The sequence below is a fragment of the Amycolatopsis sp. NPDC051045 genome, from assembly GCF_040682955.1.
GTDB lineage: Bacteria > Actinomycetota > Actinomycetes > Mycobacteriales > Pseudonocardiaceae > Amycolatopsis.
This window is the reverse complement of record NZ_JBFBCC010000001.1, coordinates 390,629-405,459: the sequence shown is the minus strand read 5'-3', so window position 1 is coordinate 405,459 and position 14,831 is coordinate 390,629. Positions and strand designations below refer to the sequence as shown.

Below are 14,831 nucleotides of genomic sequence, written 5' to 3'. Positions count from 1 at the left end.
CGCGGGCCGGGCTGCGCGAGGGTCCGCCGAGCCGGTCACCAGTGGGTGGGGCAGCGCGCAAGACTCCACGGGCGGTTCCGGCAAACCGTCCCCGGCCATGCCCCCGGCCGGCTCGGCGGCGTCCCCCCGCACCACCGAACCCCCCGCCCCGCACTGGGCCGACGACACCCGAAACCGCCCTCTGGCCGGAGCGCTCGGCCTCGCCGCCCTCGGCGCCGTCTCCCTCACCGCCGGCGCCGTCGTTCCCGTTTCGCCCTCCGCCGCTCCCGGGTTCACCAGCTGGCCGTGGCTGGCCCTGCTCGCGCTCGGTCCCGTTGTCGCCGCCGTCTGGTTCGCCGTCGCCGGGAAACCCGCGCTCGGGGGCGGGCTCGTCCTCGGGCTCGCCGCCCTCGCTCCCGGGCGGCTGGTGCTCGACTCGCAGTTCGTCGTGAACGGCCCGCTCACCATCCGGCCCGAGCTGTACCTGCCCGACCGGTTCCTCGGCGGCTCGGCCGTCGGTGCCGGGTTCTGGCTGCTCGTCGCCGGGCACGTCCTCACCGGGGCCGCCGGCCTGCTCGCCTGGCGCGCCCTCCGTAGTCACGAAGAACCCGAACGCCGGCGCTGGCGGCTGCTCGTCCCGCTGCTCGCCGTCGTCGCCGGGGCGGGGCTGCTGACCGCTCCCGTCCAATCCGGCAACGGTTTCCTGCTCGCCCGCGGCGCCTTCGAAGGGCCGTGGCCCGCCCTCGGCGGCTACCTCCTGCTCGCCGCCGCCCTGCCGCTGGCCGCTGCCGTCGCGCTGGCCGCTCCGGTCGAACACGTCGCTCGCGGTGCGCTCGCCGGGCTGGCCGCGGCCGCCTGGGGGGTCGCCGCGCCGTCCGTGCTGGCCGGTCTCTTCCGGGACGATCTGCACGTCACCTGGGGGCCCGCGCTCGTACTCGTCACGACGGCGATCGTCGCCGGCCTCGCCGGTACGCGGCTGACCGAACGCACCGGCAAGCCCGAAGCGGACCTCGCCGGTGGCGCGAAGCTGCCCGGCCTCTTCTGGTGGCGGCTCACCACCGGGCTGCTCGGCCTGGCCACCGCGATCGCCGCGCTCATCGGCGCCTTCGCCCCGCAGGTCGCCGTCACCGCGCTGAACCCGGGGGCCGCCGCACCGGTCAGCGCCGCCGCCGAAAGCCCCGCCCGCTGGTTCCTCCTCGTCGCCGCGCTCGTGCTCGCCGTCCCCGCCGCCGGGGTGCTCGTCCCGAAGACGGCCGCCGTCGCGCGGCCGGTGCTCGGGGTCGCCTGGGCCGGGATCGTCCTGGCCGGCACGGCCGTCCTCAACACGGCGCTGACCGCCACCCAGGCCGGCAACCTCGCCGGGTTCGGGGGCGCGGCGGCGCCGGTCTTCACCTACGACCTCGGTGCGGGCGCCGCCTGGACGTTCGCCGCGCTCGTGCTCGCCGCACTGGCCGCGCTCGCCGCCGTCGGGACCGGCGTCGTCGAACGCGAAGACGCCGGGGACGGCACCGAGCCGGACAAGAACGTGCTCACCCCCGCCGCGGCCGGCGCGGTGCTGGCCGTCGCCGCGTTCGGGCTGCCCGTCTTCGCCGTTCCCGGCTACGTCGCCGCCGGCCTCTGGTCCCACCTCGACACCCCGTCGTGGGGCCTGCTGACCGCCGTCGCGGTCGTCGTCGGCGCGGCCGTGCTCGCGACGCGGTCCCGGCCGCGGCCGGCGGCCGCCCTGCTCGCCGGCGCCGCCCTGCTCACCGGCCTGCACGCCGCGGAGCTGCCGCTCGTCGGCGGCGCGCTCGGCGGCGCGAGCCCGGCCACCGGGTTCTGGGTCGCGCTCGCCGCCACGGCCGCGTTGCTGATCGCCGCGGGTATGGCAGTGAGTCACAGAGGACGTCGTGCGCCGTGAGCGCCTCCGGGTGCTCCTCGTCGAGTTCACCCGCCCCGATCCGGCCGCCGTCGCGCTCGGCCGCGTCCTGCGCGACGGAGGCGTGGAGGTCATCCACGCCGGCCCTGTGGACACCGTCGAACAGATCCTCCGCACCGCCGAGCAGGAGGACCCGGACGCGGTCGGCGTGCTCGGCGCCGCGCCGCCCGAAGACCTCGAGGACGCGCTCGGAGACGTCCGCGTCTTCACGGCCGCGACCGCCGGAGAAGTGGTGGAACGGCTCGCCGGTGGGCGGTCTCACACCGCTGAAGCACCGTCTGACCGCGCACGGTGACCGACTTCACCAGGTGCGGAGTCCCCTGCGTCTGCGCAGGTCGCTAACCTCGACTGGTCCGACAGCGCGGTCCGGTCGCGGACCACCTGCAGTGGCGTGTCGTCAGGAGACTGGAGTAGTGGACCTCTACGAGTACCAGGCGAGGGATCTCTTCGCCGCCCACGGAGTACCGGTTCTGCCGGGCTCGGTGGCTACCAACCCCGAAGAAGCCAAAGCCGCCGCGGAGCAGATCGGCACCCAGGTCGTCGTCAAGGCGCAGGTGAAGGTCGGTGGCCGCGGCAAGGCCGGTGGCGTCAAGCTGGCCCAGACGCCGGACGAGGCGAAGGAGAAGGCGGAAGCCATTCTCGGCCTCGACATCAAGGGCCACATCACGCGTCGCGTGCTCGTGGCGGAGGCCTCGGACATCGCGTCCGAGTACTACTTCTCCTTCCTGCTGGACCGGGCGAACCGCACCTTCCTGGCGATGGCCTCGTCGGAAGGCGGCATGGAGATCGAGCAGCTCGCCGTCGAGCGCCCCGAGGCGCTCGCGAAGATCCCCGTCGACGCGATCGCCGGCGTGGACAAGGCGAAGGCCCTCGAGATCCTGAAGGCCGGCAACTTCCCGGCCGACATCATCGACGAGGCCGCCGACGTCGTGGTGAAGCTCTGGGAGACCTTCGTCTCCGAGGACGCCACCCTGGTCGAGGTCAACCCGCTGGTCCGCGACCCGCAGGACAAGATCATCGCCCTCGACGGCAAGGTCACCCTCGACGAGAACGCGGACTTCCGCCAGCCGGGCCACGAGGCCCTGGTGGACAAGGACGCGGAGAACCCGCTCGAGGCGAAGGCCAAGGCCAAGAACCTCAACTACGTCAAGCTCGACGGCCAGGTCGGCATCATCGGCAACGGCGCGGGCCTCGTGATGTCCACTTTGGACGTCGTGGCGTACGCGGGCGAGAAGCACGGCGGCGTGAAGCCGGCGAACTTCCTCGACATCGGCGGCGGCGCGTCGGCGGAGGTCATGGCGGCCGGGCTGGACGTCATCCTCAACGACCCCGACGTGAAGAGCGTGTTCGTCAACGTCTTCGGCGGCATCACCGCCTGCGACGCGGTGGCGAACGGCATCGTCGAGGCCCTGAAGATCCTGGGCGACGAGGCCGCCAAGCCGCTGGTCGTCCGCTTGGACGGCAACAACGTCGTCGAGGGTCGCCAGATCCTGGCCGACGCGAACCACCCGCTGGTCACCGTGGTGGACACAATGGACAACGCGGCCGACAAGGCTGCCGAGCTCGCCGCGGCAGGTGCGTGAGATGTCGATCTTCCTCAACGAGAACAGCAAGGTCATCGTCCAGGGGCTCACCGGCTCCGAGGGCATGAAGCACGCCACCAAGATGCTGAAGTCCGGCACGAACATCGTGGGCGGCGTCAACGCCCGCAAGGCCGGCCAGACCGTCACCATCGAGGGCAAGGACCTCAAGGTCTTCGGCACCGTCGAAGAGGCGATCAAGGAGACCGGCGCCGACGTGTCGGTCATCTTCGTGCCGCCGAAGTTCGCCAAGGATGCGGTCATCGAGGCGATCGACGCCGAGATCCCGCTCGCCGTGGTGATCACCGAGGGCATCCCGGTGCACGACTCGGCCTACTTCTGGGCCCACGCCGTCGCGAAGGGCAACACGACCCGCATCATCGGGCCGAACTGCCCCGGCGTGATCAGCCCCGGCAAGTCGAACGCCGGCATCATCCCGGCCGACATCACCGGCCCCGGCAACATCGGCCTCGTGTCGAAGTCGGGCACGCTGACCTACCAGATGATGTACGAGCTGCGGGACATCGGCTTCTCCACCGCGGTCGGCATCGGCGGTGACCCGATCATCGGCACCACGCACATCGACGCCCTCGAGGCGTTCGAGGCGGACCCCGAGACCAAGGTCATCGTGATGATCGGCGAGATCGGCGGCGACGCCGAAGAGCGCGCCGCGGCGTACATCAAGGAGAACGTGACGAAGCCGGTCGTCGGCTACGTCGCGGGCTTCACCGCGCCCGAGGGCAAGACCATGGGCCACGCCGGCGCCATCGTCTCCGGCTCCTCCGGCACGGCCGCCGCCAAGAAGGAGGCCCTCGAGGCCGCCGGCGTCAAGGTCGGCAAGACCCCGAGCGAGACCGCCGTCCTGGCACGTGAGCTGTACAACAACCTCGGCTGAGGTTGACGCAGCACTCCTGGTGAGGCCGGGCACCGCACAGGTGCCCGGCCTTTCCTCGTCCCGGCACGAAACCTCGCGACGGATTCACACGTCTGGTGGGCTGGCGGCCTTCGAGTGCGCTAGCGTTCTGCGCACACAAGCCACCTCGTCTTTCCCCCTGGGCGCCGCGCGCCCGGAGTGCCGGTCGAACCGACAGGAGTGCATCCGATGACCTTCCCCAGCGGTGGGCCTGGCTACCCCCAGCAGGGTGGCGGCCAGCAGCCCCCCGGACCGCCGTCCAGTGGCTTCCCGGCGCAGCAGCCGCACTCGCACTCGCACCAGGCGCCGTCCGGTGCGGCGAGCCTGACGCAGAACCTGCCGCTGCTCCTCGCCCTGGTCGTCGCCGCCCTCGGCCTCGTGCAGTACTTCCTCGGCTTCTCCGACAACGGCGAAGTCGGCCTCGGCGGGACGCTCCTGCTGGCCGGTGGCCTGCTCGCCGCGATGCACGCGCTGCCGAAGGGCCCGAAGACGCTGCCGTTCGCCGCGCTGCTGAGCGTCCTCGGTGCGCTGGAGGTGCTGGACGCGCTGGTCGGAATGCAGACTTCGCCCGGCATCGTCACCGTCATCCTGATCCTGGGGATCCTGCAGATGCTCGTCGCGGTCGGCGCGCTGCTGATCGCGCACGACGTCATCAAGCCGCCGACGCCCAAGCCCGCCGCACCGTCCTACGGCGGCCAGTACGGCCAGCCCGGCCAGCAGCAGCAGTACGGCCAGCCCGGTCAGCAGTTCGGCCAGCCGGGCCACGGGCCGGGCCCGGTCGGCGGCTCCGCTGAGCCGTCCGCGCCGTTCTCGCAGCCGGGCCAGTACGGCTCGCCGAACCCGCCGTCGACCACCCCACCCCCGGGGCAGCAGGCCACGACGTACGCCCCGCAGCAGGGCCAGTTCTTCCAGCAGCCGCCGCCGGAGAACCCGGGCACGCCGCCCGGTGGCTTCGGCAAGTCGAACTGACGCAGCCCGGAACCCGGACACCCGCTGTGACGCTCCCTGTCACAGCGGGTGTTTCGCGTCCGGGGTGACCCGACCGGGTGGGTGACCGCGGCTGGCGGCGGCGTGGCTGATCCGGGTGAGCCTGCTCGGGCACCCGCTGGGAGCTCCCTGTCACGGCGGGTGTTTCGCGTTCGGGGTGACCAGGCCGGGTGCGTAACTCCGGCTGGCGGCGGCGTGGCTGATCCGGGTGAGCCTGCTCGGGCACCCGCTGGGAGCTCCCTGTCACGGCGGGTGTTTCGCGTTCGGGGTGACCAGGCCGGGTGCGTAACTCCGGCTGGCGGCGGCGTGGCTGATCCGGGCGAACCCGCTCGGGTGTTTCGCGTCCGAGGTGACCCGACCGGGTGAGCAACCCCCTCCGGCGGCGGCGTGGCTCACCCGGATGGACCAGCCCGGATGCCAGGGTGCGGATCATGGATCTGCTCACCGACGACCCCCACCCGCCGGGTGCCGCGGTGGGCGACCCACGGCCCGGCGTCGAACCCGCCGGCGCGGCCAGGCTGCGGATCCTGCTCGCCGCCGCCCTTGGTCCGCTGGTCACCGGCTACACCGCCGTCGCGACCGTGCTGGCCCTGGTCGCCCTCACCGCCGGGCGCACCGCCTTCTCCGGCACCGGGGTGCTGCTGGCCGCCGGGCCCGGCTGGCTCGCCGCGCACCAGGTGCCCCTCGGCCTCGGCGGTCACCCACTCGGGGTGCTGCCGCTGCTGCCGACGCTGGGCGTGGTCGCGTTGGGCGCGCGGACGGCGTCGGGCGCCGCCCGCCGCCTCGGCTGCCGGTCGTTCCGCGAAGCCCTGCCGGTGCTGGTCACGATCACCGGCGCGCACGCCGTGTCCGGGCTCGTCGTCGCGCTGTGCGCGCAGGGCTCGCCGGTGACGGCGAACCCGGTGACCGCCTTCGCCGTGCCCGGGCTGCTCGCCGCGGCGGCGTCGTGCGCGGGCATCACCCGGTCGTGCGGGCTCCCGGACGTCGCGGCGGAGCGCCTCGACCCGCTGGCGCTGCGCGGGCTGCGGGCCGGCGCGATGGGCCTGGCGGTCCTGGTGACCTGCGGCGCCGCCGTGTTCACCGTCGCCACCGGGCTGTCGTGGGGGACGGTGTCCGACAGCTACGAGCCCGGGTTCGGCACCAGTTTCGGGCTCTTCCTGCTTTCCCTGCTGTACCTGCCGAACGCCGTGACGGCCGCGCTGTCCTTCGTCGCCGGGCCCGGGTTCTCGGTCGGCTCGCTGACCGTCGGGATGTTCGGTTACCACGGCGGCTCCGTGCCGGCCGTCCCGCTGCTCGCCGGCCTGCCCGAGCACCACGCGGCGTGGTGGCCGGCGCTGCTGGTGCTGCCCGCGGCGGCCGGCGCGCTGACCGGCTGGTCGCTGCGCAAGGTCGACGCCGAGCCGGCGCAGCGCATCCGCGCGGTCGCGGTGGCCGGCGCCGTCGTCGCGCTCGGCTGCGTCGTGCTGGGCACGCTGGCCGGCGGGCGCCTCGGCGACGGCCCCTTCGACCCGGTGAGCGTCCCCGTCGGCGTCGCTTCGGTCGTCGCCTTCTGCTGGATCGTCATCCCGGGTTCGTTCGTCGCGTTCTTCGCGGGCGAGCACGAGCCGCCCGCGCCGCCGCCGGAAGCGCTCGAAGACAACGAGGCTTTCGAGGACGCCGAGGAGATCGACGTCGAAGCGGCGTCCGAAGCCGTCGAGGAACTCGAAGCGGCTGCAGTGTCCGAAGAGGACGCGCAGTTCGAAGCCGAGGCCGAGGCCGAGCTCGGCCTCAAAGAACCGGCGGAAGCCGCCCCCGAAACCGGCGACGCTGTGACCGGAGGCACCGAGACCTGCGGCGACGTCGAGCCGGGCGAGGGCGACCGTTAGGGTTGACGTGACCTGGTGAAGCGCCGTGCGCCCGGCTGCGCACCGCCCGCGGCAAGGAGCCCGCTCTGTCTCAACGGTTGGAGCTGCCCACTCCGGTGAAGCTCGTCGTGCTCGCGTCGGGCTCCGGCACCCTCCTGCAGTCGGTGCTGGACGCCACCGGGCGGTCCGGCTTCCCGGCCAAGGTCGTCGCCGTGGGCGCCGACCGCACCGGCATCGAGGCGCTCGCCCGCGCCGAGCGCCTGAGCATCCCGTCGTTCGCCGTCCGCGTCGCCGACCACCCGGACCGCGCCGCGTGGGACAAGGCGCTGGCCGAGGCCGTCGCGGCGTACCGGCCGGACCTGGTCGTCTCCGCCGGGTTCATGAAGATCCTCGGGAGTGAGTTCCTCGGCCGCTTCACGGTGATCAACACGCACCCCGCGCTGCTCCCGTCGTTCCCCGGGATGCACGCGGTCCGCGATGCACTGGAGGCCGGGGTCAAGGTCACCGGCTCGACCGTGCACTTCGCGGACGCCGGAGTCGACACCGGGCCGATCATCGCCCAGGAAGCGGTCGTCGTGGAGCACGACGACACCGAAGACGTCCTGCACGAACGGATCAAGGCCGTCGAACGCAGGCTGCTGGTGGAAACGATCGAGCGACTCGGCCGCGGTGGCTGCACCGTGGACGGACGAAAGGTGACATTTCGTGAGCACTGACCTGGGACGGCGCCCGGTCCGCCGGGCGCTGATCGGCGTCTCGGACAAGGCGGGCCTCCTGGACCTCGCGACCGGCCTGCACGCGGCCGGCGTCGAGATCGTCTCCACCGGCGGCACGGCGAAGGCCATCGCCGACGCCGGTGTCCCGGTCACGCCGGTCGAGCAGGTCACCGGCTTCCCCGAGTCGCTCGACGGCCGGGTGAAGACGCTGCACCCGCACGTGCACGCCGGGCTGCTGGCCGACCAGGGCAACCCCGACCACGTCGAGCAGCTGCGCAAGCTGGACATCGCGGCGTTCGACCTGCTCGTCGTGAACCTGTACCCGTTCGCGCAGACCGTCGCGTCCGGCGCGAGCCCCGAGGACTGCGTCGAGAACATCGACATCGGCGGCCCGGCGATGGTCCGCGCGGCGGCGAAGAACCACGGCAGCGTCGCGGTCGTCGTCGACCCGGCCCGCTACGGCTGGGTGCTCGAGCGCGTCGCCGACGGCGGCTTCGGCTTCGAAGACCGCAAGCGCCTCGCGGCGCAGGCGTACGCGCACACGGCGGCGTACGACACGGCTGTCGCCTCGTGGTTCGCCAGCGCGTACGCCCCCGACGAGGACACGGTCGACGCCGGCTTCCCGGACTTCCTCGGCGCTACCTGGGAACGCGCCGACGTCCTGCGCTACGGCGAGAACCCGCACCAGAAGGCCGCGCTGTACAAGAGCGAGCGGCCCGGTCTGGCGCACGCCGAGCAGCTGCACGGCAAGGCCATGTCCTACAACAACTACGTCGACACCGACGCCGCGCGCCGCGCCGCCTTCGACTTCGCCGAGCCCGCCGTCGCGATCATCAAGCACGCCAACCCGTGCGGCATCGCGATCGGCGCGGACATCGCCGAGGCCCACCGCAAGGCCCACGCCTGCGACCCGGTTTCGGCCTACGGCGGCGTCATCGCGACGAACCGGCCGGTCAGCCGCGAGGCCGCGGAGCAGATCGCCGAGGTCTTCACCGAGGTCGTGCTGGCCCCGGACTTCGACGCCGAAGCGCTGGAGATCCTGCAGCGCAAGAAGAACATCCGGCTGCTGAAGCTGCCGGTGATCGAACGGCCGTTCCCGATCGAGTTCCGCCCGATCTCCGGCGGCGTGCTGCTGCAGACGATCGACGCGATCGACGCGCCGGGCGACGACCCGGCCGGCTGGCAGCTCGCCACCGGCAACCCGGCCGACGAGCAGACCCTGCGCGACCTCGAGTTCGCTTGGCGTTCGCTGCGCGCGGTCAAGTCCAACGCCATCCTGCTGGCCGCCGACGGCGCGACCGTCGGGGTCGGCATGGGCCAGGTCAACCGGGTCGACTCGTCGCGGCTCGCGGTGGCGCGCGCGGGCGACCGGGCCAAGGGCTCGGTCGGCGCGTCGGACGCGTTCTTCCCGTTCCCGGACGGCCTGGAGGTGCTGGTCGAGGCGGGGGTCCGCGCGATCGTGCAGCCCGGTGGCTCGGTCCGCGACGCCGAGGTCATCGCGGCCGCGGAGAAGGCGGGCGTCACCATGTACCTGACGGGGACGCGCCACTTCGCGCACTGACCCGCGCTTCGAGAGGGAGGGCTCGATGCAGCAACCGCCGCAGTACGGCTACGGCCAAGGTCAGGAGGGGTACCCGGGTCAGCCGCAACAACCCGGGTACCCGCCGCAGCAGGGCTACCCGCAGCAGCCGGGCTACCCGGCGCCCGGGTACCCGCCTGCCGGGTACGGCGCGCCGATGCCGCCGCCGAAGAAGAAGCGGACCGGGCTGATCCTCGGGATCATCGGTGGCGTCGTCGTGCTGCTCGGCGCGGGCATCCCGCTGGGCATCTTCGCGAGCGACTACTACGCGAGCACCGGCGCGGCACCGTCGTCGTCGCCGGTGCCCGCCGAATGCCAGGTCCCGGCGGAGGTGTTGGAGAAGGCGGGCTTCCCGAGTTTCGTCCTGGGCGGCCCGGGCACCCAAAATGTGCCGAACCTCGAGCAGGTCGGGTGCAGCTGGAAGCCGGGGCCGGACGAGTACGTCCGGGACGCCACCATGCACGTCCAGATCACGCGGTACACCGGGGAGAACGCGCGCGAGAGGGCGAACGGCGACGTCATGCCGACGAGGCCGGAGCTCACCCCGACGGACGTGCGCGGCATCGGCGACAAGGCGATGCTGGTCCGGCTGGCCACCAGAAGCGCGTTCAGCGGAGCCGAACTGCACGTCCTGAAGGGCACGACCGTCGTCATCCTCGAAGTGTCCGGCTGGGACAAGGGGTTCTTCTCGAACTCGCCGATGCCGCAGGAGGAGTCCGACGCCACCGTGCAGGCGGTCGGCGCGGAGATCGTCAAGAAGCTGTCACGCTAGGCGGGCGCCGGCAGCGTCTTGCAGAGCGCGACCGGGAACTTCGGCTCGGCCGCCAGGATCTCCGCGCAGCCGGCGGACCGGGCCTGCGCGAACGACGTCCACCCCGTGTCGCCCCAGCGGAAAGCGGTGCGGGCCGGCGGGTCGGTCTGGCGCATCAGGAGGTCGAGGACCAGCCAGCCCGGGTCGCAGACGCGGGTGGTGCCCGGGCTTTCGGCGCCCGCGGCGGACACCGCCGCGCCGATCCACGCGGGGTCGCAGTGGTCGGCGGGCGGGGCGCAGGTGCCCTGGCGGTCGCAGTGGCCCCAGCCCGCGCCGAGCTTGTGCCAGGCGTTGCCGGTGTCGGCGTTGAGGATCACCGTCCGGTCGGCGATCGGGCCCGACGTCGTCAGCCGCAGCTCCGCGGGCACCTTGTCCTGGCAGCCGCCCGCCGCGGGACGGGTCGAGTAGACGACGTCGGCGCGGATGTCGGTCTTCGCCTCCACGACCTGCTCGATCCGCGGCTCGCGGACGCAGCCGGGGTCCTTGCCGGGCAGCGCCACCTGCACGAACAGGCTGTGTTCGTCCGGGCCGGGGCGGATCCCGGTGACGTCGGCGCGGAACGAACGCCACGCCGCGCCGATGGTCGTCGGCGCCGGAGCCGCGGCCGTGGCCCCGGGCACCCCGCCGCCGGCGGTCAGCACGACGGCGACCACCGCTCCCGCCGCGACGAGCGCGCCGGCGATCCACAGGATCGGCCGTCTCCGCGGTTCGGTCATCGCCACCCCCCAAGTCCACCGGGCAATCTAGCCGACGCCGCAGCGTCAGGCGCCCGGACCGGGTTTTTCGCGCAGTGTGACGTCCTTCTCCAGGTACACCGCGCCGCGGATGTGGCCGCCGGCCGCGGGCGCGTCGGTCAGCCGGTAGCCGGCCCGCTGGTACAGCGCGATGTTGCGGGCGCTGCGCGCCCCGGTGAACAGGGCGAACCGGCGGGCTTCGACGGGCGCCTGCGCTTCGGCGTGGGCGAGCAGCCGCCGTCCGAGCCCGCGCCCGGCGAAGTCCGGCGCGACCATCAGCCTGCCGAGTTCCCAGCGGTCCCCGTCCAGGCGGGCGCGCACGGCGCCGATCAGCCGGTGGTCCTGCCGCAGCACCCACACCGACCACGTCTTCGTCCAGTCGCGGACGTCTTCGAGGGTTTCGTGCAGGGCGGGGATGTCGAGGGTGTCGTTGAGGACGGCCTCCTGGACCCAGCAGCAGCGCTGCAGAACCAGCAGTTCGGGGCAGTCCTCGGGGCGGACGTCGGTGAGCTCCACGCCGTCTGTCTAATGATCGGCTCCGGCGCGGGCAACTTCATTACGGTGGCGGGGTGAACTTGCGCAACGCCCTCGATGCGCCCGGGTACGCCCCACTCCCGCCCCGGGCCCGGACCTTGCTGGAGACGCTGGCTGCGCCGCCGCGGCTGGGGGCGCACCTGCGGGTCGTGCACGACGTCGCCGTCACGTTGACCGGCTGGGCGGGGCCGCGGGTGGATTTCGACGCGCCGGCGGTGTTGTTCGGCGCGGCCACGCACGACATCGGGAAGGTCCGGCACCCCGCGGAGCTGTCCGGTGCGGGGTCGGAGCACGAGCTCGCCGGGTACTCGTTGCTGCTTTCGGAGGGGATCGAGGAGGGTTTGGCGCGCTTCGCGCGGACGCACGGCTCGTGGGACGTTCCCGACGCCCCGTTCGAAGACCTGCTCGTCACGCTGGCGGACAAGGTGTGGAAGGGAAAGCGCGTTCCGGACCTGGAGCAGCAGGTCACCGAGCGGCTCGGCGGGCCGCCGTGGGAGACCTTCCTGGCCCTCGACGACGAGCTCGAGCGGATCGCCGCGGGCGCCGACGCGCGCCTGGCCTTCCAGGCCTCGTACCCCACGACCGGGTGACTTGACACCCCGGACGGTTCACGGTTGACTTGTCCATGTCGAACAGGTGTTCGACAATGGAACCGCCGCCTTCCCCGCGGCGAACCAGTGCCGTCGGTCGCGTTCTTTGGGAGAGGCTCGGCCGCCGGCCCTAGTCCGTGGTGGGGAGGTGCGTGCGGTGACTGCTGTGGTGGAGCCGCCGGTGGCCCGGCTGGCGGCCCTGCCCGGGGTCAGCACGGCGAGCCGGGTGGCGGCCCAGGCCGAGCGGGCCAGGGCGACGGGAAGGGTGCTCCCGGTCGTCCCGGCGCTGGCCGGGCTGCTGCCCGACGCCGGGCTTCGGCGCGGGAGCACAGTGGCGGTCCACGGGGGGACGTCGCTGCTGCTCGCGCTGCTCGCCGAGGCCACCGCGCGCGGGGCGTGGGCAGCGGTGGCCGGCCTGCCGTCGCTGGGGCTGGCGGCGGCGGCCGAGTACGGCGTGGACCTCGCCCGGCTGGCGCTGGTCCCCCGGCCGGGCGTGGAACTCCCGGCGGTGATCGCGGCGTTGCTCGACGGCGTCGACCTGGTGGCGGTCCACGCGGAGACGGTGCAGGCGGCCGTGGCGCGGCGGCTGTCGGCCCGTGCCCGTCATCGTGGCGCGGTGCTGCTGTCGGTCGGGGCGTGGCCGGGCGCGGACGTACAGCTGTCGTGCCGTCGCTTGCCTTGGTCGGGCCCCGAGGAGGGGTACGGCCACCTCCGGGAGCGCCGGGCAGTGGTCCGGGCCCAAGGCCGCGGCGCGGCGGCCCGCCCGGTCTCGGCGGAGCTCCGCCTCCCGGCAGCGGGCGGCGAGGTGACCCGGGCGGTCCCTGCGCGGGAACTCCGTGAGGCCACGGCATGAGCCCCCACCTCCGTCCTGCCCCCTCCCGCCTCCCGCGCCCCCGGCTCACCCCCCGTCCCCGACCCAACCACGCGAGTCGACCCCTCAATCACGCGTGTCGGCCGTCTGGGTACGTGTGTCGGCCGTTCAGGCACGCGTGTCGGTCTTCTGCGTACGCGTGTCGGCCGTCGCTTGGGGAGGTCGCATGACCGTCCCGGCCCAACGCGGCACCCCCGGCACGCCCACCCGCATGCTGGTCCTGTGGTGCCCGGACTGGCCCGCCGTCGCGGCCGCGGCCGTCGGCGGGGTTGGCGCGACCCAGCCCGTTGCCGTCTTCAGTGGCAACCGGGTCGTTGCCTGCAACGCCGTGGCCCGGCGGGGTGGTGTCCGGCGGGGGATGCGGCGGCGGGAGGCGCAGTCGAACTGTCCGGAGCTGGCCGTCTTCGGGGGGGACGACGGCCGGGACGCGCGGCTGTTCGAGGCCGTCGTGCGGGCGGTCGAGGGACTCGTCGTCGGCGTTGAGGTCGTGCGGCCCGGTCTGGTCGCCGTCCCGGTCGCCGGCGCCGCGGGTTACTTCGGCGGGGAACACGCGCTCGTCGAGCGGCTCGTCGACGAGGTCGCCGCCGCGGCCGGGGTCGAGTGCCAGGTCGGCGTCGCCGAGGGCCTCTTCGCCGCGACGCTCGCCGCCCGGTGCGGTGAGTTCGTCGAACCCGGGCGGGTCGCCGAGTTCCTCGCTCCGCTTCCGGTCACCGAGCTCGACCAGCCCGGCGCCGACCGCGCGGAGCTGGCCGACCTGCTGCGCCGGCTCGGGTTGAAGACGCTCGGCGCGTTCGCCGCCCTGCCGGAACGGGACGTCGCCAACCGGTTCGGCGCCGCCGGGATCCTCGCGCACCGGCTGGCGCGCGGCCGTTCCGAACGGCCGCCGCTGCGCCGCCGTCCGCCGCCGGAACTGAGCCTGACCGAGGAGTTCGACCCGGTCGTCGAGCGGGTCGACGTCGCGGCGTTCCTCGCCAAGGGCCTCGCGGCGCGGTTCTGCGCGGGCCTCGCCGGGCAGAGTCTCGCCTGCACCCGGCTCGGCATCTACGCGGTCACCGAGGAAGGCGAACACGTCGGCCGGGCGTGGCGGTGCGCGGAACCGCTGACCCCCACCGGCGTCGCCGACCGCGTGCGCTGGCAGTTCGAGGGCTGGCTGCGCGCCGCACCGGGGCAACGCCCGACGTCCGGTGTGGTGCGGCTGCGGCTGGACCCCGAGGAGGTCGTCGAAGGCCGGTCGTTGCAGCTCGACCTGTGGCGCAACGGCGGCTCCGACGAAGATGACGAGCGGGCCGCCCGCGCGTTCGTGCGGGTCCAGGGCCTGCTCGGGCCCGAAGGCGTGCTCACCCCGGTGCTCGACGGCGGCCGCGACCCCGCGGGCCGGGTCCGGCTGGTGCCCTGGGGCGACCCCCGCGAGCGGACGACGCCGCCGGACGCGACCTGGCCGGGACGGCTGCCGTCCCCGTCCCCGGCGACGGTCCTCGACCGGCCGGTGCCGGCGCAGGTCTTCGACGACGGTGGCCGGGCCGTCGGGATCACGGCCCGCGACCAGGTGACGGCGCCCCCGAGACGGCTGACCATCGCGGGCGGCGCGGCTCGGGAGGTCGTGGGCTGGGCGGGCCCGTGGCCCTTGACGGGCGACCGCCGGCGGCCGGGCCCGCGGCGGGCGCGGCTGCAGCTGGTGCTGGCCGGCGAGGGAGACGAGCCACCCGAGGCGGTGCTGGTGCACGGCGCAGGCACGGAAAATCCACTGTGGACGGTCGAGGGAGTGTACGACTGAG

General features: G+C 73.7%; 14 protein-coding genes. 12 read left to right on the top strand and 2 right to left on the bottom strand.

What is annotated here, in order from left to right:
* Positions 1-97: 97 nt before the first annotated feature.
* The 9 genes from AB0M80_RS01995 to AB0M80_RS01955 all read left to right on the top strand — a co-directional run bounded on the left by AB0M80_RS01995 (position 98) and on the right by AB0M80_RS01955 (position 10,288).
* Positions 98-1,879: a hypothetical protein gene (locus AB0M80_RS01995; RefSeq protein WP_364557547.1), complete on the top strand. Its 1,782-nt coding sequence runs from the start codon at positions 98-100 to the stop codon at positions 1,877-1,879.
* Positions 1,869-2,192, top strand: coding sequence for a hypothetical protein (locus tag AB0M80_RS01990; RefSeq protein ID WP_364557545.1), 324 nt, complete (start codon positions 1,869-1,871; stop codon positions 2,190-2,192). The genes AB0M80_RS01995 and AB0M80_RS01990 overlap by 11 nt, the downstream gene beginning before the upstream one ends.
* Before the next feature lie 118 nt (positions 2,193-2,310).
* On the top strand, positions 2,311-3,480 hold the full coding sequence (sucC, locus tag AB0M80_RS01985; protein WP_364557542.1) for an ADP-forming succinate--CoA ligase subunit beta: 1,170 nt from the start codon (positions 2,311-2,313) through the stop codon (positions 3,478-3,480).
* Between the two features lies 1 nt (position 3,481).
* A complete protein-coding gene (gene sucD, locus AB0M80_RS01980; RefSeq protein WP_086843519.1) occupies positions 3,482-4,372 on the top strand; it encodes a succinate--CoA ligase subunit alpha in 891 nt (296 codons plus the stop codon).
* 207 nt (positions 4,373-4,579) lie between these two features.
* Positions 4,580-5,359 carry a DUF5336 domain-containing protein gene (locus AB0M80_RS01975; protein WP_364557539.1) on the top strand — a complete coding sequence of 260 codons (780 nt, stop codon included), beginning with the start codon at positions 4,580-4,582 and terminating at the stop codon, positions 5,357-5,359.
* A gap of 440 nt (positions 5,360-5,799) precedes the next feature.
* A complete protein-coding gene (locus tag AB0M80_RS01970; protein ID WP_364557537.1) occupies positions 5,800-7,242 on the top strand; it encodes a DUF6350 family protein in 1,443 nt (480 codons plus the stop codon).
* Between the two features lie 77 nt (positions 7,243-7,319).
* Positions 7,320-7,937 carry a phosphoribosylglycinamide formyltransferase gene (purN, locus tag AB0M80_RS01965; protein WP_364557534.1) on the top strand — a complete coding sequence of 206 codons (618 nt, stop codon included), beginning with the start codon at positions 7,320-7,322 and terminating at the stop codon, positions 7,935-7,937.
* Positions 7,927-9,498 (top strand): bifunctional phosphoribosylaminoimidazolecarboxamide formyltransferase/IMP cyclohydrolase, encoded by a 1,572-nt coding sequence (gene purH / locus AB0M80_RS01960; protein WP_364557531.1) that lies wholly within the window; start codon positions 7,927-7,929, stop codon positions 9,496-9,498. The genes purN and purH overlap by 11 nt, the downstream gene beginning before the upstream one ends.
* Before the next feature lie 25 nt (positions 9,499-9,523).
* Entirely contained in the window at positions 9,524-10,288 is a 765-nt protein-coding gene (locus AB0M80_RS01955) for a hypothetical protein (RefSeq protein WP_364557528.1), read from the top strand.
* Here the strand turns inward: AB0M80_RS01955 and AB0M80_RS01950 are convergent.
* Both AB0M80_RS01950 and AB0M80_RS01945 read right to left on the bottom strand, forming a co-directional pair.
* Positions 10,285-11,043, bottom strand: coding sequence for a hypothetical protein (locus AB0M80_RS01950; RefSeq protein ID WP_364557525.1), 759 nt, complete (start codon positions 11,041-11,043; stop codon positions 10,285-10,287). The two genes, AB0M80_RS01955 and AB0M80_RS01950, sit on opposite strands and share 4 nt — an antisense overlap.
* Positions 11,044-11,088: 45 nt before the next feature.
* The gene (locus tag AB0M80_RS01945) at positions 11,089-11,577 is read right to left on the bottom strand and encodes a GNAT family N-acetyltransferase (protein ID WP_364557522.1); all 489 of its coding nucleotides are present in this window, start codon (positions 11,575-11,577) and stop codon (positions 11,089-11,091) included.
* A 53-nt stretch (positions 11,578-11,630) separates the two neighbouring features.
* Here AB0M80_RS01945 and AB0M80_RS01940 point away from each other — a divergent pair, with 53 nt between their 5' ends.
* From AB0M80_RS01940 to AB0M80_RS01930, 3 genes are all read left to right on the top strand, one after another.
* Entirely contained in the window at positions 11,631-12,185 is a 555-nt protein-coding gene (locus AB0M80_RS01940; protein ID WP_364557520.1) for an HD domain-containing protein, read from the top strand.
* A gap of 157 nt (positions 12,186-12,342) precedes the next feature.
* Positions 12,343-13,038: a hypothetical protein gene (locus AB0M80_RS01935; RefSeq protein ID WP_364557517.1), complete on the top strand. Its 696-nt coding sequence runs from the start codon at positions 12,343-12,345 to the stop codon at positions 13,036-13,038.
* Between the two features lie 229 nt (positions 13,039-13,267).
* Positions 13,268-14,830 (top strand): DNA polymerase Y family protein, encoded by a 1,563-nt coding sequence (locus tag AB0M80_RS01930; protein ID WP_364558545.1) that lies wholly within the window; start codon positions 13,268-13,270, stop codon positions 14,828-14,830.
* The last annotated feature ends 1 nt before the right edge of the window (position 14,831 follow it).